At 60.8% G+C, this 20,486-nt stretch carries 14 protein-coding genes; 11 read left to right on the forward strand and 3 right to left on the reverse strand.

Annotation, left to right across the window (positions count from 1 at the left end; translation table 11 throughout):
• Positions 1-545: 545 nt before the first annotated feature.
• The 7 genes from ACO08A_RS20535 (at position 546) to ACO08A_RS20565 (ending at position 11,491) form a co-directional block, all read left to right on the forward strand.
• Positions 546-1,757, forward strand: a complete 1,212-nt coding sequence (locus tag ACO08A_RS20535; RefSeq protein ID WP_422037788.1) for a TIGR03032 family protein — start codon at positions 546-548, stop codon at positions 1,755-1,757.
• 1,495 nt (positions 1,758-3,252) lie between these two features.
• Positions 3,253-4,266 (forward strand): NADP-dependent oxidoreductase, encoded by a 1,014-nt coding sequence (locus tag ACO08A_RS20540; RefSeq protein ID WP_422037789.1) that lies wholly within the window; start codon positions 3,253-3,255, stop codon positions 4,264-4,266.
• A gap of 1,029 nt (positions 4,267-5,295) precedes the next feature.
• Complete coding sequence (locus tag ACO08A_RS20545; RefSeq protein ID WP_422037790.1) at positions 5,296-7,602, forward strand: cytochrome P450/oxidoreductase; 2,307 nt, start codon at positions 5,296-5,298, stop codon at positions 7,600-7,602.
• 949 nt (positions 7,603-8,551) lie between these two features.
• The gene (locus ACO08A_RS20550; protein WP_422037791.1) at positions 8,552-8,887 is read left to right on the forward strand and encodes a ribbon-helix-helix domain-containing protein; all 336 of its coding nucleotides are present in this window, start codon (positions 8,552-8,554) and stop codon (positions 8,885-8,887) included.
• A 68-nt stretch (positions 8,888-8,955) separates the two neighbouring features.
• The gene (locus ACO08A_RS20555; protein ID WP_422037792.1) at positions 8,956-9,351 is read left to right on the forward strand and encodes a VOC family protein; all 396 of its coding nucleotides are present in this window, start codon (positions 8,956-8,958) and stop codon (positions 9,349-9,351) included.
• A 22-nt stretch (positions 9,352-9,373) separates the two neighbouring features.
• Positions 9,374-9,898, forward strand: a complete 525-nt coding sequence (locus ACO08A_RS20560) for a Twin-arginine translocation pathway signal (protein ID WP_422037793.1) — start codon at positions 9,374-9,376, stop codon at positions 9,896-9,898.
• A gap of 21 nt (positions 9,899-9,919) precedes the next feature.
• Positions 9,920-11,491 (forward strand): GMC family oxidoreductase, encoded by a 1,572-nt coding sequence (locus tag ACO08A_RS20565; RefSeq protein WP_422037794.1) that lies wholly within the window; start codon positions 9,920-9,922, stop codon positions 11,489-11,491.
• Between the two features lie 91 nt (positions 11,492-11,582).
• Here the strand turns inward: ACO08A_RS20565 and ACO08A_RS20570 are convergent, their stop codons facing one another.
• Positions 11,583-12,515, reverse strand: coding sequence for a T6SS effector amidase Tae4 family protein (locus tag ACO08A_RS20570; protein WP_422037795.1), 933 nt, complete (start codon positions 12,513-12,515; stop codon positions 11,583-11,585).
• Positions 12,516-13,135: 620 nt separating this feature from the next.
• On the opposite strand from ACO08A_RS20570, the gene ACO08A_RS20575 reads away from it, so the two are divergent.
• From ACO08A_RS20575 to ACO08A_RS20585, 3 genes are all read left to right on the forward strand, one after another.
• Complete coding sequence (locus tag ACO08A_RS20575) at positions 13,136-14,302, forward strand: ABC transporter substrate-binding protein (RefSeq protein ID WP_422037796.1); 1,167 nt, start codon at positions 13,136-13,138, stop codon at positions 14,300-14,302.
• A 105-nt stretch (positions 14,303-14,407) separates the two neighbouring features.
• Complete coding sequence (locus ACO08A_RS20580) at positions 14,408-16,981, forward strand: methyl-accepting chemotaxis protein (protein ID WP_422037797.1); 2,574 nt, start codon at positions 14,408-14,410, stop codon at positions 16,979-16,981.
• 200 nt (positions 16,982-17,181) lie between these two features.
• Positions 17,182-17,592 carry a GlcG/HbpS family heme-binding protein gene (locus ACO08A_RS20585; protein ID WP_422037798.1) on the forward strand — a complete coding sequence of 137 codons (411 nt, stop codon included), beginning with the start codon at positions 17,182-17,184 and terminating at the stop codon, positions 17,590-17,592.
• Between the two features lie 43 nt (positions 17,593-17,635).
• Here ACO08A_RS20585 and ACO08A_RS20590 read toward each other — a convergent pair whose 3' ends face one another.
• Positions 17,636-18,667 carry an L-idonate 5-dehydrogenase gene (locus ACO08A_RS20590; protein ID WP_422037799.1) on the reverse strand — a complete coding sequence of 344 codons (1,032 nt, stop codon included), beginning with the start codon at positions 18,665-18,667 and terminating at the stop codon, positions 17,636-17,638.
• A 7-nt stretch (positions 18,668-18,674) separates the two neighbouring features.
• Entirely contained in the window at positions 18,675-19,622 is a 948-nt protein-coding gene (locus tag ACO08A_RS20595; RefSeq protein WP_422037800.1) for a 2-hydroxyacid dehydrogenase, read from the reverse strand.
• Positions 19,623-19,704: 82 nt separating this feature from the next.
• Between ACO08A_RS20595 and ACO08A_RS20600 the strand changes: the two genes are divergently transcribed.
• Positions 19,705-20,472 (forward strand): SDR family oxidoreductase, encoded by a 768-nt coding sequence (locus ACO08A_RS20600; RefSeq protein ID WP_422037801.1) that lies wholly within the window; start codon positions 19,705-19,707, stop codon positions 20,470-20,472.
• The last annotated feature ends 14 nt before the right edge of the window (positions 20,473-20,486 follow it).

The raw sequence follows: 20,486 nt of genomic DNA on the forward strand, positions 1-20,486 counted from the left end.
AGTGCGCATCCCGCGGGTGCCCGTACCTACTCGGCGTCATCCCCGACTTGATCGGGGATCCATTCCGTTTCGTTTTCGCATGTCAGGGACTGCGCGGTTGAAGTGTCAGGGCATGGATTGCCGGATCAAGTCCGGCAATGACGGAGAGGGAAATGTATTGGATCGACACCGGTCGTTCGTCATCCCGGCCAAGCGAAGCGCGCGCCGGGACCGGGAAGGCACAAGCGTTGGCGTGCTTGCCGGAAGCTGTCGCTGGCGTGGTGGCAGCCCGGCCCCGGATCTCCGCTTCGCAGCGTCCGGGGTGACGGTTGAGGGGGGAAGGAACCGCCACGCCCCTGACCTCATCCTGAGGAGCGCGAAGGCGCGTCTCGAAGGATGGGCTGCAAGTCCTGCATCTGCCGCCAATCCTTCGAGACGGACCTCGCGGTCCTCCTCAGGCTGAGGGGAGTGTTAAATCCGGGGGTGACGTCCGGGGGTGACAGTCGGGGAGAAAACGAAAACGCGGCAGAGCGTTCGCGGAGCGAAACAAAAAGAGGAGACGCAGAGTGTCCGGACCAAAAAACATCAAGGCGAGCAAGCTCAAGGCCACGCGTGCGCGGGCCGTTGGCAAAGCCGTGTCGTCAAAGATCGCAGATGCCGACAAAACTGCGCCGGAAAAAACCGAAACCAGGCTGGAAATTTCCTGTTCGCCCGGCATTGTCCGTTGGCTGCTTCGCAACAAGTGCTCGCTGGCGTTTACGTCCTACAAGACCGGCAAGCTGCTTCTGATCGGTGTGATGAAAACCGGGGCGCTTTCGTTTCACCAACGGAACTTCGACAGGGCCATGGGGCTCTGGACCGATCCGGCGTCTCAACGCCTTTACCTCGGAACACTGCACCAGTTCTGGCGCTTTGAAAACATCCTGATGCCGGGGAACATCGCCGACGATACCTTTGACAAGTGCTATGTTCCCCGCCAGTCCTTCGTCACCGGAAACGTGGCCGCGCATGACCTCGCCCTGGATGTAAATGGCCGGATCATCTTCGTGAACACGGCCTATTCCTGCCTCGCGGTGACGGATCCTGTGCATTCCTTCCGTCCGCTGTGGAAACCGCCCTTCATTTCCGAACTGGCCGCCGAAGACCGTTGTCATCTCAATGGTCTCGCCATGGAAGATGGCCACCCGCGCTACGTGACCGCCGTTTCACGAACGGATGTTGCGGCGGGCTGGCGGGAACACCGCAATGACGGCGGCCTGATCATGGACGTCACCACCGACACGATCCTCGCAAAGGGATTGTCCATGCCGCATTCGCCCCGGCTTTACCGGAACGGTCTTTATGTCCTCGACGCCGGGCGGGGGCATCTGTGCCGGATCGACCGGACGACCGGTGCGATGGAGCCGATCGCTTTTTGCCCCGGGTTCCTGCGCGGGCTCGCCTTCCACAACAACAACGCCATTGTTGGCCTGTCGCTGCCGCGCGACGAGTCCTTTGCCGGGCTGGATCTCGATGCGGCTCTGAAGGTCCGGGACGCGGAGCCCTGGTGCGGCCTCCAGATCATCAATCTTCAATCGCGCGAAACCGTCGAATGGCTGCGCATTCAGGGAGAGGTTGATGAACTCTACGACGTCGTCGTCCTGCCCGATGTGCAATGTCCCATGGGATTGGATTTCTTCGAGGAAGGCATTCAAAGGGCGATCACCTTCGGACACGGCTTCGCAGAAATGACGCATCCCTGCACCGCTGACGCAGACGTGGCGCTCGCAGCCGGGTGAGGATTGAAGAGCGCGACCCCTGATCCCGTCGTCATCCCGGCCAAGCGCAGCGCGAGCCGGGATCGGGGAGGTGGGAGCATAGCCGATGTTCCCGTATCTGACAGCGGATCGCGGCACCCCGGCCCCGGATCTCACGGTGTTCGTCCGGGGTGACAGTGGCGAGGCGGGTGACCTTCACGTCCCCTGATCTCATCCTGAGGAGCGCGGACGCGCGTCTCGAAGGATGGGTCGCGAGTTCCGAGCCTGCCGCCCATCCTTCGAGACGGACCTTTGGTCCTCCTCAGGATGAGGGTGGTGTTGAAACCGGTGTGAAGGTCGGGAGGGGGGAGGGAGGTGGCCACCCCCACCGGTGTCATCCCGGACTTGATCCGGGATCCAATCCAGTGCGCCGCAACTCGGAAGACACAGTGCTGGAGAACGACACCGGCAACGAGCGAGAACGACACAGGCTCTGGAAACGAGTGGGCCCCGGATCTCCGCTTTGCTGCGTCCGGGGTGACGACGGAAGGGAACGGTGAGCTGCCTCACACCCACCGTGGTCAGCCCTATTCTTCGCCTCATCCTGAGGAGCGCGGACGCGCGTCTCGAAGGATGGGCCACACACGCCTGCGCCTGCTGCCCATCCTTCGAGACGGACCCATGGTCCTCCTCAGGATGAGGATGGTGGTAATCTCGAAGTAATGGTGAACGGAAATAAGGGGTACTGAACCCCGGTGTCATCCCGGACCTGATCCGGGATCCATGCCGTTCCGTTTCTGTCTGGCAGCGCGTGTGCGATTCAAAGGCCAGGGAATGGATTGCAGGGTCAAGTCTGGGTTGGAAAGCGTGTTGTCGACACCGGTCGGATGTCATCCCGACAGCCACTGCATCAGGCTGCCGGTCCATCCGCTCACGATTCGTTTCTCCACCGGGCTCAAGCAATGGCATCCGCGCCGAACAAGGTCCGTGCCCACTACGTTTGCGCGCCCCGTTCAAACCAGCCTGGGTCAGGACGCTCCCTCGGGTATTCAACAAATCCGAGCTATATGTTTGTAGTGAATAATAAATCTCAAAATAATTTATCCAAGAAATATCTCGTCTATTCAAAATAATTCTGCATGTACATCTTTTTTACCTTTTTCTTGCTAAGAATTCGCGTGTGTGGGGGCGTCTGTCAATTGAGGCGTCCGTATAATGATGACAGAGTTTTGCTGGCTTCACTTGAGGTCCGCGCAGGAGGCAGGAGGTGGCCGCATACCGCTGTATCTGGCACCAGCCTGGCCTCTTCTGCCGCACCTGCCACCGTCTACTGACGCAGATATCACAATGGATAGGCCCGTTTTCGCGTGCGCGGCAAGGACAGTGTCCAGCTGCGCCGAAAGATCGCAAGGCGGTCCGACACGCCTGGTGTTGCGGTCCCGGGCGGCGCGTAAAACATCAGTTTCGCAAGAAAAGACACGTGTCTTTGGACAGGGTGGCAAACCCAGGGTGGCAAACCCGCTGACGGGTCAAGCCGATGATTGAATTCCGACCCGAAACACGCCGCGTTCGGACGACCGAGTCTGATCCTGTGGACGGCTGGCCGGACAAACCGAAGCCAGGCCGAGGCGAGGTTCTGATCAGGGTGCATGCTGCCGGCGTCAATCCGGCCGATTTTCTTGCCGAAGACGGAAAGAAGTCCTGTATCGTGAAAACGAAATATCCGCATGGCCGCGGGCTTTGCATCTCCGGCATTGTCGTCGCGAAGGGCGCAAACGTGGCAACGCATGATCTTGGCAACGCGGTTTTCGGGCATGTGCCGAAAGTCGGTCTCGACACGTGCGCGGCGTTCGTATCGGCACCAGCGGCTCAGGTCAGGGAGATGCCGGCAAATACCGGCTTTCGCGAGGCCGCCGGTCTTCCGCTTATCGGCAGCGTGGTCATCCAGGCGTTCGAGCGGGCCGGGCTCAGGGCGGGTGACCACGTCCTGATCCACGAGGGCGGCGGTGCTGTCGGATCATTTGCAATTCAATATGCAAAATTCCTTGGTGCGACGGTCTTTACCACGACAAGCACGGAAAACGCGGACTGGGTCAGGGGGCTCGGCGCCGACAACGTCCTCGACTATCAGCTCGTGGACTACCGGGACATCGTGCACGATCTGGACATCGTGCTGGATACGCTCGGCGGAGACGCGACCTTTTCCGCCTTTGACGTGATCAGGCCGGGCGGCGCAGTCATCAGCCTGTTTGGCCCGGTTGACGACAAGGCTGCAAGGCGCCTGGGTCTCAATCCGCTCGTGCGGCAAGTGCTCTGGTTCAAGGCACGCGACCTCAGGCGCAAGGCCAGGGAAAAGGACGCCAGGTACAGGTTCGTTCCGATGATGCCAGAGACCCGTCATCTTGCGACACTCAAGGAGCTTGTTGAGGCCGGAAAGGTCAAGCCTGTTGTCGACGCCACCAGCTTCGCGCCTTCCAGCGCCACGGACGCCCTCGCATACCAGGAGAAAGGCCGCGCCAAAGGCACGATCGTCGTCGATTTCGCGGGCTGAGTAGAAGGATAGCGAACCCACACCAGCAGCGTCATCCCGGACTTGATCCCGGATCCATGCCGTTTCGTGTCCGACCGGCAAAGCATGCGGTGTTGGTGTTCGCTTCGCTCACGCTCATGTCTGGATTCCGGCTCGGCGTCCGGCTTCGCCGTCCTTGTCCGGAATGACGGATGTGCGCTTCCCGCGTGACCTCCACCAGTATCATCCCGGCCAAGCGCAGCGCGCGCCGGGACCGGGGACGCATAGGCGTCAGGGTTTTTGCGGGCGGAATTGGCCAGCACAGCGGCTCTCCGGCCCTGGATCTCGCTCACGTTCGTCCGGGGTGACGATGGAAGGGAACGGTGAGCTGCCTCACGCCTACCGCGGTCAGCCCTATCCTCCGCCTCATCCTGAGGAGCGCAATCGCGCGTCTCGAAGGATGGGGCACACACGCCTGCGTTTGCCGCCCATCCTTCGAGACGGACCCATGGTCCTCCTCAGGATGAGGATGGTATTGAAACCGGTGTGAAGGCCGAGGGGAGGGAGGTGCCTACACCCACCGGTGTCATCCCGGACTTGATCCGGGATCCATGCCGTTTCTTGTCCGCTTTTCAGGGGCATGCGGTGTTAAAGCGTCAGGGCATGGATTGCCGGATCAAGTCCGGCAATGACGGAGGTTGAAAGGTATGTGATCGACACCAGTCGTTCGTCATCCCGGCCAAGCGCAGCGCGCGCCGGGACCGGGGCGGCACAGGCGTCAGGGTTTTTGCCGGGGTAACTGGCCAGCCTGGCGGCTCTCCGGCCCCGGATCTCACGCACGTTCGTCCGGGATGACGAACAAAGGGGAGTGGGACCGACCTTGCCAGCTCACCTCATCCCGCGCCAAACGCATCAGTTTCATCCGTGCACCTTGCCGGGATGACGGGGAACGTGGGACAGGTGCCGCTTCGAGCCGGTGAGGAAGGTGGCAGGCCAGTTGTCGCGCGGGCTCTTATTCTTTTCTATACTGCCCGTGAAACACAGAAGACGTGATTTGACGAGGGTGGGGACATGACGGGTTCGAGCGATGCAGAAACGGGCACCGCGGACGAGGCAGCTTGCCCGTTTTCACGTGCGGCCGCCGAGTTCGATCCGTTCGACGCGCCTTACCAGGCGGACCCCGCCGAGGCGCTGCGCTGGTCGCGCGAGCAGCTGCCGGTCTTCTTCAGCGAAAAGCTCGGTTACTGGGTGGTCAGCCGGTACGAGGACATCAAGGCGGTCTTTCGCGACAACATTCTCTATTCGCCCTGTATCGCCCTTGAAAAGATCACGCCGGCGCCGCCGGAGGCGATGGAGGTTCTGAAGAGCTACGGCTATCAGCTCAACCGGACGATGGTGAACGAGGACGAGCCCGCGCATATGGAACGGCGGCGCGTCTTGATGGATCACTTCCTGCCGGAAAACCTGGAAACCAAGCAGGAGATGGTGCGCCGGCTGACGCGCGAGAAAATGGATCAGTTCATCGATAGCGGCCGTGTCGACCTCGTCGACGCGCTTCTTTATGAGGTACCGCTCAATGTCGCGCTGCATTTCCTGGGTGTGCCGGAAGATGAGATCGCGGTCTTCAAGACCTTCTCCGTCGCCCATTCCGTCAACACATGGGGCAAGCCGACAGACGAACAGCAGATCGCGGTTGCCCATTCCGTCGGGCAGTTCTGGCAATATGCCGGCAAGATCATCGAGCGGATGAAGCAGGAGCCGGACGGCACGGGGTGGATGCATGAAACCATCCGAAAGAACGCACAAATGCCGGATGTGGTGACCGACAGTTACGTGCATTCCATGATGATGGCGATCATTGTCGCCGCGCATGAGACGACCTCCCTTGCGTCGGCCAACATGTTCCGGACGCTCCTGAGCCACCGCCAGGCATGGGACGACATATGCGACGACCCGAGCCTCATTCCCAACGCGGTCGAGGAATGCCTGCGCTACGCCGGGTCCATTGTTGCCTGGCGCAGGCAGGTGACCGCACCGGCCCGTCTCGCGGGAGTGGAGCTGCCGGTGGGGGCCAAGCTTCTCATCGTCCAGGCCTCGGGCAATCAGGACGAGCACCATTTCGAGGACGGCGACAGGTTCGATATCTACCGGGACAATGCCGTCGATCACCTGACATTCGGCTATGGCAGCCACCAGTGCATGGGCAAGAATATCGGTCGCATGGAAATGCGGATCTTCCTGGAGGAATTCACGCGCCGCCTGCCGCATCTGAAGCTTTGCGAGCAGACGTTCTCCCATGTTCCAAGCACGTCTTTCCGAGGACCCGAAGAGGTCTGGGTTGCCTGGGATCCCGCCGGCAATCCCGAGCGGCGCGATCCCTCACTGTCCCGGAGCGAGCGGCACTTCCCCGTCGGTCCGCCGCTCCGGCGGGACATTTCCCGCAAGGTCAAGGTCGCCGCGGTTCGCCGGGAGGCAGACGGCGTCGTTGGCCTGACGCTCGTGGATGCGCGCGGCCGGGCGCTTCCGAAGTGGAGCGCCGGAGCGCATGTCGAGCTTGTGGCCGGCGGTTACGACCGCAAATATTCCCTTTGCGGGAAGCCGGGAAACGGCGGCTACGATCTTGCGATCCTGCGCGAGGATAACGGACGTGGAGGCTCCGCCCATATTCATGATGCGGTGAATGAGGGGATGGAGCTGCGGCTGCGCGGTCCGCACAATCTCTTCCGCCTGGATGAAGACGCGGAGCAGCATGTCCTTGTTGCCGGAGGCATAGGCATCACGCCGATCATCGCCATGGCTGATCGCCTGAAGGCGCTGGGCAAGTCCTACCATGTTCACTATTGCGGGCGCACCAGGCAGACGATGGCGTTTATCGAACGGCTTGAGCGGGAGCACGGTTCCTGCCTGACGATCCATGCGGGCAACGAAGGGCAACGCGCCGATCTGCAGCAGATCGTCAATGGCCTGCCCCCGGGGGGGCAGATTTACGTCTGCGGGCCGCAGCGGCTCATCACCGCGCTCGAACAGCTGACCGCGCATCTGCCCGGCGGCAGCTTTCATTTCGAGTTCTTCGCCGCCGGGAGCGCCGGCCTCGATCCCGCCCGTGAAAGCGGGTTCGAGGTCGATCTGGCGGACTCGGGTCTGAAGATCACGGTCGGGGCGGACGAGACGCTGCTCGACGCCATTCTCGCGACCGGGATCGATGTCGCCTGCGATTGCCGGGAGGGCCTGTGCGGCAGCTGCGAAGTTACGGTGCTCGACGGTGAAGTCGACCACCGGGACATGGTTCTGACGAGAAGCGAACGCACTGAAAACCGGCGCATGATGTCTTGCTGTTCACGGTCGGCGAACGGCGGCAAACTCAAACTGGCGCTTTAGGGTATCGATCTTTTCGGGCGAACCGCAGCGGTTTCCGGCACAGAATTCGGAAACGAGCGGGGCCCGGATCTCCTCTGCGCTGCGCCCGGGGTGACGATGGCGGGGGAGGGTGAAGTGCCCCACACCCACCGCGGTCAGCCCTATCCTCTTCCTCATCCTGAGGAGCGAAATCGCGCGTCTCGAAGGATGGGCGGCAAGCGCAGGCCTCGCGGCCCATCCTTCGAGACGGACCTGGCGGTCCTCCTCAGGATGAGGGGGGAGTTGTTGGCAAATTGCATTCCGCACCACACCCACTCAGCGTCATCCCGGACTTGATCCGGGATCCATGCCGTTTCTTGTCCGCTTGTCGGGGATTGCGTGATTGAAGCGTCAGGAGGGGTATGTGGTTCTGGTGTTCGCTCCGCTCACGCTCATATCTGAATTCCGGCTCAGCGTCCGGCTGCGCCGTCCTTGCCCGGAATGACGGATGTGCGCATCCCGCGCCACCCCCACCAGCGTCATCCCGGACCTGATCCGGGATCCATGCGGTTTCTTGTCCGCTTGTCAGGGACTGCGTTTTTGTAGCGTCAGGGCATGGATTGCCGGATCAAGTCCGGCAATGACGGAGAGGGAAGTGTATTGGATCGACACCTGTCCTTCGTCATCCCGGCCAAGCGGAGCGCGCGCCGGGATCGGGGAGGCACGGGCGTTGGAACAGGTTCTCCTGGTGCGGGTTGCGAGACACGGACTCTCCGGCCCCGGATCTCACTCACGTTCGTCCGGGGTGACGATGGAGGGGAACGGCGCGGTGCCCCACACCCACCAGCGTCATCGCCGTTCAGGAGCCACCGCGACGCGGTGGCTGGCGCTTCGCCGGTCTCTGGATCATAATGATCGCGTTCGTGCACGCACGGCAGCCAGCAGGGCAATTTGCTCTGCGAGCCAATAAACTGACACCGGGAGGAACAACATGTGTCAGATCTTTGCGGGACAGGATCCCGAACGCTATGCCACGCAGACACGCAGCATGCGTCTGAACGGGCAAAGCACCAGCATCCGGCTGGAAAACGCCTTTTGGGAGATAATTGACGAGATCGCGCGGCGGGACAATGTCTCGACACCGACCTTCATTTCCACGCTGCATTCCGAAGTCTTGCAGCTGCGCGGCGAGCCGACGAACTTCACGTCCCTGTTGCGTTGTGCTTGCCTGAAATTCATCGAAGTCAACCCGGGCATCAACGTTGCAGACATGATGCCGACGACCTTTGAAGAGCCAAAGCCGGAGAAAAAGTTCCAGGTGGTATAAGTATACCACCCACCCGCACAGGCACCTTCTACCCTTCCGCCTAGTCACAGCAGCGGGAGGACGGTCTCTTGGCCAAAGCAATTCACTCCATGATCCGCGTTCTGGACGAAGAGCGGTCGCTTGCCTTTTACGAGAAGGCATTCGGTCTGACCGTCAAGGATCGCCTGGATTTCCCCGAATTCGCGCTCATCTATCTGAGCAATGCGGAGAGCGAATTCGAGCTGGAGCTTACCGTAAACAAGTCGCAGACCGCCCCCTATGACCTCGGCGACGGCTACGGGCACTTCGCGGTTTCCGTCGAAGATGTCGACGCCGAACACGCGCGCTTCGAGGCCGCGGGGCTCAATCCGAGAAAACTTGTCGAATTCGCGCCGGCCGGAGAGCTGGTTGCCCGGTTTTTCTTCGTTGCGGATCCGGACGGGTACCAGATCGAGGTGCTCGAGCGGGGCGGCCGCTTCAAATGACGATCAAGAGGGAGGAGAGAAAATGAGAAAGGCAGACGGGCCGAGAGGCCTCAGCCGCAGGCAATTGCTGTTGAGCGCAAGCGCGGCGGGCGCTTCGTTCGTGATCGGATCGGGTTTCATCGCTGCCAAGGACGCAGCCTGGGCGGCGGAAGTGACGACCTTGAAGCCAGAGACCTTTGCAACGCTGGTGCAGATGGCCCGGGACATCTACCCGCACGACCGTATCGCCGACGAGTTCTATGTGATCGCGGTCCAGGGCTACGACAATGCGGATCTTGCCGAGGAGGTCGAAGCCGGCATTGCGGCCCTTGACGCTGCGGCGCAAGGCAAAGGGCATGACGGATATCTTGGTGCCGGATGGGAGCGCGACCGGGTGGATATCCTGCGCAACATGGAAGAGAGCGCGTTTTTCCAGAAGATCCGCGGCGGCCTTGTCACCGGGCTCTACAACCAGAAAGCGGTCTGGCCGGTCTTCGGATATGAAGGCGAGAGCTATTCCAAGGGCGGTTACATCGACCGCGGTTTCAACGACATCAACTGGCTTTGAGCCGTAGGGGAGGACAGAACTATGGCTGCACCATTTGATCTGAACGACGACACTGTTGTCGTTGTCATCGGAACCGGCGCCGGCGGCGGCGTTCTTGCCAACGAGCTGGCGCAGAAAGGCGTCAGCGTGGTCGCCCTGGAAGCGGGGGGACGGTACCTGCCGGAGGACTATGTCAACGACGAGTGGGAGAGTTTCGGGCAGCTTGCCTGGGTGGACCCGCGCACGACCAGTGGCGACTGGCGGGTTTCAAAGGACTTTTCGGGACTTCCCGCCTGGATCGTGAAGGCCGTCGGCGGCACGACCACGCACTGGGCCGGGGCGTCCCTGCGCTTCCAGCCGCATGAATGGAAGGCCGCCACGACCTACGGCGATGTTCAGGGCGCAAGCCTGCTCGACTGGCCGATCGATGCCGCGGAGATGGAGCCCTGGTACGCCAAGGCCGAAGACAAGCTCGGGGTGACCCGCACGAATGGCAGGCCGGGTCTTCCCGGAAACAACAACTACCTCGTCTTTGAAAAGGGAGCCCGGGAACTCGGCTACAAGGATGTTCATACAGGCCGTATGGCGATCAATGCCGAGGACTTCGACGAGCGTCTGCCTTGCCAGCAAACCGGCTTCTGTTTCCAGGGTTGCAAGTGGGGCGCCAAATGGTCCGCTGCCTATACCGACATTCCCCGGGGCGAGGCGACAGGCAACCTGGAGGTGCGCGAGCGTGCCCATGTTGCCAGGATCCTGCACAATCCGGACGGAAAGGTGACCGGGGTCGAATATTTCGACAAGGACGGCAACCTGCAAATGCAGAAGGCTCGCATCGTCTGCGTCGCCGGCAACTCGTTCGAATCTCCGCGTATGTTGCTCAATTCGGCCTCGACGCTGTTTCCGGACGGACTGGCAAATTCCTCCGGGCAGGTCGGCCGGAATTACATGCGGCACATGACGGGGTCCGTCTATGCCGTGTTCGACAAGCCCGTCCGGATGTGGCGCGGCACGACGATGGCCGGGATCATCCAGGATGAATCGCGCCATGACCCGTCACGCGGCTTCGTCGGCGGCTACGAGATGGAAACGCTGGCGCTCGGCATTCCGTTCATGGCCGCGTTCCTTGACCCGGGCGCCTGGGGCCGCGAATTCACCTCTGCGCTCGACCAGTATGAAAACATGGCCGGGATGTGGCTCGTCGGTGAGGACATGCCGCAGGAGACCAACCGGGTGACGCTCAACCACGACGTCAAGGATCAATGGGGCCTGCCGGTCGCCAATGTGCATTTCAGCGACCACCCCAACGACATCGCGATGCGCAACCACGCCTACCGGCAGGGCGCAGCGGTGTACGAAGCGGTCGGCGCGACGCGCACGTTCCCGACGCCGCCGTATCCGTCGACGCATAACCTCGGCACCAACCGCATGTCGGAAAACGCGCGGGACGGGGTGGTAAACAGGTGGGGGCAGACCCATGACATCGCCAACCTGTTCATTTCGGACGGCTCGCAATTCACGACCGGTGCGGCCGAGAACCCGACACTGACCATCGTTGCGCTGGCGATCCGGCAGGCGGATCACATTGCCAGGGAAATGGGTGCCGGCACGCTCTAATTCGCACCACGCCTCGAACCTCCGGGGGCCTCGCGGCCTCCGGAGTTGATGTTTGGTGCACTGCTGAACGTCTTTCGCGCGTTGATCCGGCTCAGGCCGGGATCTGCAGGAACAAGAGTTCGCGCCGGATGTTCCGGAACCAGCGGCTGCTCGAGGGGCCTTCGCCCGGTTCGCGTTCGCCCGGGCCGTTGTAGTCGAGCCGGTCGTTCATGACACGGGACCCGTCCCAGAAGTCGATGTGGTCTCCGGCAGAGCCGTCCGTCCGCTGAAAACAATCCTCGAAATAGATGATACCCGGACGGCCGGAGATCGCCTGCTCGATCTGCGCGGCCGTGAGCGCGTTCGCGCCGGCTTTGGAGTATCGCCGGAAAGTCCAGAAATCCTGGAGATATGCGATCAGGCGGGACGCGCTGGCATTGTGCGCTACCCCGGTGCCGCATCTCCTGTTCGATGCGGTATGTGTATAGCGGATGCGTGTGCGGTCGAAATGAAAGCCGATGTCGCTGCGCATGAGTGCGACGCTCATCCGGATGGCGCACTGGTTGGTAATCCCCTGTCCGCAGGGCAAGCCGTTGACGTCCCTGAAACGACGGTACTCGCGCAGGAGCACGGCTGCCGTCGGGGTTCTGACCGACCCGGGTCCCAAGGTCTGTGGGCTCTCGGCGGGAGGCGTGACGACGGGCGCAGGCGCGATGCTGACCGGCACCGGCCGGTGCGGCGCTTCCCGGTCCAGGGCCTGCCATGTCAGGCGTCCGGCGATGCCGTCACCTCGGCCCTCGTCGGCCTGCCCCTGCATTTCCTGGAACCTGGAGACGGCGGCGACGGTTTCGCCGCCATAGTCACCGTCAAGCGTGCCGTCCGACCGGATGGAACGCCGCATGGTGGCGGCATTCACGGCCATCAGCGCATTCTGCAAAATGCGGACTGCTTCGGTATCGCGTTCACCCCGGCGCATGGGAGGCGCATTTTCCGCAGCGTTGCGAATTCGTTGATTGTCCCGGAACAATGGATTCGTGAGTGGCATCGTAGAGTTTCCTCAATGAATTTCCGGATCGCATTAGTTCAGTCTCTGCATCAAGGGCGTGATTTTCGTCACGTTTGAGCGCAAAACAGCTTTGGATCTTTTTGTTTTCTCTTTTTTTAGAAGATTACGCAGAGGAAATCGAGGTGCACGCGAGGAGTGACCGGGTAAACACTTCCGATAAATTTTCCCTGAAATAGGCAAGAACCGGCGCCGGAAGGGATGAAAAATACAACCTGAAAACGACCGTACGTTGCGTTTTGTCTTTGCGACGGTACAGTAGCAATGCAGGAATCTCTGAGATCAGCCTAGATGAGCAGAGATCATGAAATGTAACGCAAAGCAAAAATTACCTATGGTCAAATAGATCGTAGAAAGTCGTCTAACAGAAAAGCGAAGCTTAAAATTCTTATAATTTTCGCGGGTAAAGTTTTTTCGCATTTCTTAATAAGGCAGAGCGGTTTATTTAAATTCCAACTGTCCGTATTTTTCTCTTGTTTTGATATCGTAATATTTCACGACAGAAGTGTAATTTTCTCAAATACAGGTTATTAATACTTTCGTACTACCTTGGGTGCATGGCGCTTGTTTGTGCGCTGCACACTCTAGGGAGACTTCAAACGATGTCTACATTGCGAAATGCACTTGTTTCTACGCTGGCCGCATCTCTTATGATGTCGTTCGGTCCGGCGCTTGCTGAAGATGGTGTCAGTGACACCAAGATCTTGTTCGGCCAGGCGGCTGCTCTTGAAGGCCCGGCAGCAGCACTCGGTACCGGTATGAAACTTGGCATTGAGGCAGCTTTTGCAGAGGCGAATGCTGCAGGCGGCGTACATGGCCGCATGATTGAACTGGTCAGCATGGATGACGGCTACGAGCCGGATCGTTCCATCGCTGCGGTGAACACCCTGATCAACGACAAGAAAGTTTTCGGCCTGATTGGTCCTGTCGGAACGCCGACATCCAAGGCGACCCAGCCGATTGCGACCGCCGCCAAGGTCCCGTTTGTCGGTCCCTTTACCGGTGCAGGCTTCCTGCGCGATCCGGCGCATGGCAACATCGTCAACGTCCGCGCAACCTACGCCGCTGAAACCGAGGCATGGATCGAGCATCTGCATGGTGCGCTCGGCCTCGATAAGATCGCCATTCTCTATCAGGACGACGGATTTGGCCGTGTCGGTCTCGCCGGTGTCCAGGCTGCCATGGAAAAGCGCGGGCTGGACCTGGTTGCAGAAGGCACCTACCAGCGCAACACGACAGCCGTGAAGTCTGCCCTGCTGGAAATCCGCAAGGCAAAGCCGCAGGCCGTGGTGATGGTCGGCGCCTACAAGCCGATTGCCGAATTCATCAAGCTTGCCAAGAAGGTCAAGATGGACGCCGAGTTCGTCAACATCTCCTTCGTCGGTTCGAAAGCTCTGTCGGCTGAGCTCGGCGATGCGGGCGAAGGCGTCATCATCTCGCAGGTTGTCCCGTTCCCGTGGGACACGACTGTTCCGCTCGTGAAGGAATACCAGGCTGCTCTGAAGGCGAAAGATCCGTCTGCCGAGCCCGGGTTCGTCACGCTGGAAGGCTATGTCGTCGGTCGCCTGGCTGTCATGGGCCTGGAGAAAGCCGGCAAGGACGTGACCCGCGAGAACTTCCTGAACGCTTACTGGAGCACCGGTAACTTCGACATGGGCGGCGTAACACTGTCCTTCGGTCAGGACGACAATCAGGGCATGAACGACGTGTTCCTGACGACCATTCAGAAAGACGGCGGTTTCTCGCCGATCGACAAGCCGGCCAGCTAAGCCGGAAGCGTTCGCTGGCCCGGATGCCCGGGCCAGCGAATTCCTTTTTTCCATCTGGGGTCAGGTAATAGGGCAGACGTTTGTTCTGAGAGGACTGTCGGGGACATGGCTGGGTACAGAAACATCTTTTCGGGTTTGCTTCCAAAGGGTTCGGCGCTGAAGCTGAGAACCAGGGGCAAGCTCTTCTCCGCATTTGCAGGTCTGGTCCTGCTGACCGCGACAGCGATCGGCATCGGGCTTTTTTCGTTTCAGCGGGTGGAGAGCGGTTTTTCGGACCTTTCTGAAAACAGGCTGCCCTCGATCGAAAACGCGGCCCAGCTGGCGCTCACCAGTACGGAAGTCGCGACGGCGGCAGCCGCGGTCGCCAACAGCGTTACGCTCCAGTCGCAGGAAGTCTCTTTCCGAGCCCTTCAGAATTCGGTGTCCCTGATCGAGCAGATCGAATCCAGTTTTATCGCGTCGGACGCGAACCGGGACATCGTCAACGAGCTGTTTTCGCAGAGCCAGACTTTCCAGGAGCGCCTCGGCGTTCTTGACGAGGCGACGAAAGAGAAAATTGCCGCCCGCGAAGCCAAGGACGCGCGCATGGCGGCCCTGTTCAAAGCCTATGATGGCGTGAACAGCGCGATTACGCCGATTGTGGACGATGCCTATTTCACGGTTGTTCTGGGCGGCGAGGATGCCGCAGCGCAGAGCAGGGACCTGGTGGACAATCTCGCGAACAAGGAAATGGCCAAGCTGAGGCTCTATCTTGAGCTGCGCGCAGAGACGAACCTGCTTGTCGGCCTCGCCGAAACGGTCGCCTTTGTCGATGATCCGGCGTTGCTGACACTGTTCGAAGACAAGATCATTGCCACGCAGACGAAGATAGCCGAATATCGCGACGAGCTTGCGTCCATGGAACTGGTCACCGGCGCAGAAGAGAATTTCGACCAGCTCACCGCACTCGTTGAAAAGACGCTTGCCAAGAGCGGTTCGGGCACGATTTCGTCGCACCAGCAGAAAAAGACGCTCCATGAAGCCATCGGGTTGCAGAAGGCCATTGACGATGCGCTGATCATGCAGATTGACGATCAGCTGTTCACCCTGACGATTGATACCGAAGAGGCTGTCACCGAGAATTCGGCAATCATCTCCGATCTCCTGAACAACCAGGTCGGCCAGCTGAAAACCACGCTCGAAGCGCAGGCATTCGCAAACAAGTTCGTTGCGACCCTTGTTCAGGGCGGCCTCACGGAAGATGCGGCCCTGCTCGTGCCGCTGCAGGAGAAGGTCACCGCGGATGCGAAACACATGCGCGACGGGCTGGATGCGCTGGGGTCCGCAGATATCCAGGCGCAGCTTGAACAGCTGCTTGCCTATGGCGATCCGAAAAACGGGCTTCTCAGCGATCACCTCGAGGAGCTCAGAAGCACCCAGAAGTCGAACGAGCAGGTGACGGAAATGTTCGCCGCGGTCGAGCGCATCGGCCAGTCGGTAGCCTCGCTCATCGAGCTGGAACTGGCGGCCGTCGACCAGGCCACCGATCAGATCAACGCGCTTCTCGACAACGGATCGATGGCATTGATCGGGATCGGAATCGCGAGCCTTGTCATCGCCGCTGCCATCGGGCTCTTCGTCGTCGACCGGGGTCTCGTCAAGCCATTGCTGGGTCTCGTCAACATCACGCGGGATCTTGCGGACGGTCACCTTGACGTTCATGTCGCCGGAACCACACGCAATGACGAAATCGGGGATCTTGCCAAGGCAGTTGAGGTCTTCAAGGAAAATGCCATCGAGCGCAGTAACCTTGAGGCCGTGTCGCGCGAAGAGCAAAACGCACAGCTGGAGCGGCAGGCGCGGATCGACACGATGATCACGGAGTTCCGCGACGAGATTGAATCCGTCCTCGGAAACGTCACCGCGAACATGGAGCAGATGCAGGCTACCGCCCAGGTGCTGAGCCAGATCTCCAGCGAAACCACGTCGCAGGCCTCCGAAGCGGAAAGCAGCTCAACGGCCGCATCCGACAATGTCGGATCCGTTGCAGCTGCCACCGAGCAGCTGGCGGGATCGATCGCCGAAATCGGCGAACAGGTCTCGCGGGCGACCGAGATCGTCACCAACGCATCACGCAGCGCCCGAATGACGACCGAAAAGGTGTCCGAGCTTGCGGAATCGGCGAACAAGATCGGCGAGGTCGTGACCCTGATCCGCGCGATCGCGGAACAGACCAACCTCCTGGCGCTCAATGCCACGATCGAGGCCGCACGGGCCGGCGAGGCCGGGAAAGGCTTCGCCGTGGTCGCCGCCGAGGTGAAGGAACTTGCGACGCAGACGTCGAAGGCAACCGAGGAAATCGCTACCCAGATCGAAGCGATCCAGTCGTCCACCGCCGACTCCGTGGTCGCCATCCAGGAAATCCGCGATACCATGGAGCAGGCAGACGAAACAACGTCAGCCATCGCTGCAGCGGTCGAGGAGCAGGATGCCTCCACGGCGCAGATCTCCCGCAATGTCCGCGATGCGGCGGAGGGCACGCAGGGTGTTGCCAACAACATCTCCGGCGTCATGAACGCGGTTGCCGAGGCGGCCCAGTCCGCCGGCCAGGTGGAAGTGGCCTCCAACGAAGTCGCCGATCATGCGCGTCACCTCAAGGGTGTCGTGGACGACTTCCTGGCAAAGGTTGCCGCGGCCTGAGGAAACATTCACAGCCGTTGCACTGTCCTTTCAAACAGGCACGACAATCCTGAAAAAGAAAGAGCGGCACCCCGTGCCGCTTTTTTGCTGTCCGGGATTCGATGTCCCGGATTTAGCCACCTGCGATGTGGCGTGGATGGATTGATTTCTGAAGCAGCATTGATATGTTATCGATAACAAGTCACCTATCAGGAGCTGACATGAGTTTTGTCCGGGAAACGAAACTGCTGACCCATCAAGGTGCGCTGGCGGTCTTGCTGGCGGCGGTGGAAAAGGCGGAGGCGATGGGGCAACCCCAGTGCATCGTCATCGTCGACGCAAATGGCGAGGTTCTGGCGGAAATCCGCATGACGGGCGCAAAGTTCCTGAGCCGGAAAAGCGCGCTTGCGAAGGCGCTGACGGCAGCCTCGATCGGCAACGAAACCCTGAGTATCCCGGAAGCCGTGCGCACCGCCATCGGGCTTGCCACCGAAGGCAGGGTCACCGGACTGCCGGGCGGGCTGCCGATCCGGCTTGACGGCGTGCTCCTGGGGGGCATTGGCGTCGGTTCCGGATCGGGCGAGCAGGACATCGAGGTGGCAAGGGCAGGGCTGGCCGCCATCGGGGCTTAGCGCCAAAATCGCAAAGCCCTGATGACATTCATGCGGTTGACTGTCAGGCGAACGCGATTTGCGCCTTGACGGCCCGGCTTCTGTCGCTGGCAAGTTCAAATGCTTCCACGGCCTGGTCGAGAGGCAGAGTCTGCGTGATGAACGGCTTCACGTCGATCAGGCCCTTCTGCATCAGGCTCACGGCCGTGAAGAACTCTTCGTGAAAGCGGAAGGATCCCTTGAGTTCCAGCTCCTTTGCGGTAATCGCCATCATCGGCAGGCTCATGTCGCCGCCGAGACCGAGCTGGATGATCTTCCCGCCGGGCCGCATGGCGGCAATGCCTGCCGTGAGCGCCGGTGCGGCGCCGGAACATTCAAACAGAACCTCGAAGGTGCCCTTGTCCGCGGTAAAGCGGTCCAGGCCATCTGAGTTTTCAGCCATGTTGATCGTCAGATCCGCAGCGGCGGTTCTGGCCATGTCCAGCGTGAACGGACTGAGATCCGTCGCAACGACCAGGTCGGCACCGGCCCTGCGGGCGGCCAGTATGCAGAGGATGCCGATGGGGCCGCAGCCGGTGACCAGCACGGATTTACCCATCATGTCCCCGGCCTGCCGGGCGGCATGCAGGCAGACAGACAGGGGTTCGGCCATGGCGGCCTCGCCGGATGTCAGGCCGTCTGCGGGCGCGCATTGCGATGCGTCGGCCACAAGCACCTGACGGAACGCGCCCTGGATATGCGGGAAGGGCATGGCGCTACCGTAAAAGCGCATGTTGAGGCACTGATTGTGACGGCCCTCGTTGCAGAAACGGCAATTGCCGCAGGGCCGGGACGGGGAGACGGCTACAAGCTGTCCGACCGAAAGCCCCGTAACGCCGGCCCCGAGCGCGGTGATGTGGCCGGAGACCTCGTGCCCCAGGATCATCGGCTCTTTGAGACGGATCGGGCCGAACCCGCCGTGATTGTAGTAGTGAAGGTCCGAACCGCATATGCCGCCTGCCGCCAGCCTGATCTGAACTTCGCCCGGACCGGGCTGCTGTTCTTCCTGCTCTTCGATCCGCAGGTCTTTTTCAGCGTGAATGACGATCGATTTCATGGCTGCCTCACAGAACCGGGGTCAGCAGGTCCTCACCTGCAAAATGTGCCTTGAGATTGTCGCGGACCAGCTTGCCCATGGCCTTGCGTGTTTCAAACGTTCCGGAGGCATGGTGCGGCTGTAGGAGCACGTTGTCCAGTTCCAGAAAGCGCGGATTGAGCGCGGGTTCGCCCTCGAAGACGTCCAGCGCCGCCGAGCCCAGGCCCTTGTTTTCCAGCGCATCCAGCAGTGCAGCCTCATCGATGTTGGATGCCCGGCTGATGTTGATGATCATGCCCTCCGGGCCGACGGCCTCGATGACCTCGCGGTTGACGATGTGGCGTGTCTGCGCGGATGCCGCCAGCGTCACGAACAGGAAATCCGACCGTTTGGCGAGTTCGACGGGATCTGCAATGAACGTCCAGTCCGGCGCATAGTCCTTTGCGGCGATGTCGGAATAGGCGATCTCAAGATCGAAGCCCGCGAGCCTCTTGGCGACCTCGAAGCCGATGCGGCCCAGACCGAGAACACCAGCGCGTTTGCCCCAGACCCTGCTTTTCAGGGGATAGAGGCCCTTTGCCTGCCAGCTGCCGTCCCGGACCCAGGTTTCCGCGCCGATCATGCCGCGCGACTGCACCAGCATCATGGCCACGCCGAGGTCGGCAACATCGTTGGTCAGGACATCAGGCGTGTTGGTGACGCGGATGCCTTTTTCCCGGCAGGCTTCGAGATCGACGGCGTCGTAGCCGACGCCGTAGACGGAAACGACCTCAAGGTTCGGGCAGGCCTCGATCATGGCGCGATTCGCCCCGAGTTCACCCCGTGTCGCGATTCCCCTGATGGAACTGCCGACGCTTTGCAGGAAGGCGGAAGCGTCAGGCGCTTCAAAGTATTTGTGCATGTTGAACGCGTCTTCCAGCGGGATCTGATCCCAGTCGGGGTAGGGGCCGACCTGAAGAATGTCTGGCTTGCTCATTTTGGCTACTCTCGGGTTGACAAGTTATGTTATCGATAACATAACAAAAGAAAGTGTCAATTGTTTCTGTAGAGGAATTCAGATGAGTCTCGCCTTGTTCGACCTGTCCGGCAAACGGGCATTGATCACCGGATCGTCCCAGGGGATCGGTTTTGCGCTCGCCCGCGGCATGGCGCTGGCCGGTGCGGAAATCGTGCTGAACGGACGCGACAGCGCGAAGCTGGCGACAGCATCCGAAACGCTGAAATCGGAAGGTTTCAAGGTCAGCGAACTGGCCTTCGACGTGACCGATCACGATGGCGCACGGAAAGCCATCGATGATTTCGAGGCGGGGACGGGCGCGATCGACATCCTGGTAAACAATGCCGGCATGCAGCATCGCACGCCGCTTGAAGATTTCCCGGCGGACGCCTTCGAACGGCTTCTGCAGACCAATATCGCTTCCGTCTTCCATGTCGGGCAGGCGGCCGCGCGGCACATGATCAAGCGCGGACGCGGAAAGATCGTCAACATCTGTTCCGTCCAGACCGCGCTCGCGCGCCCAGGTATTGCGCCCTACACGATGACCAAGGGTGCGGTGGCCAACCTGACCAAGGGCATGGCGACGGACTGGGCCAAATACGGCCTGCAGTGCAACGGCCTGGCGCCGGGTTATTTCGACACGCCGCTGAATGCAGCCCTCGTCAACGACCCGGAATTCAGTGCGTGGCTGGAGAAACGGACGCCCGCCGGGCGCTGGGGCAAGGTGGAGGAACTCGTCGGGACCTGCATCTTCCTGTCTTCGGACGCGTCGTCCTTCGTCAACGGAACCACGGTCTTTGTCGACGGTGGCATCTCGGTGTCGCTGTGAGCGATGCCTACGTG

It is taken from the genome of Roseibium sp. (genome assembly GCF_965232425.1).
GTDB lineage: Bacteria > Pseudomonadota > Alphaproteobacteria > Rhizobiales > Stappiaceae > Roseibium.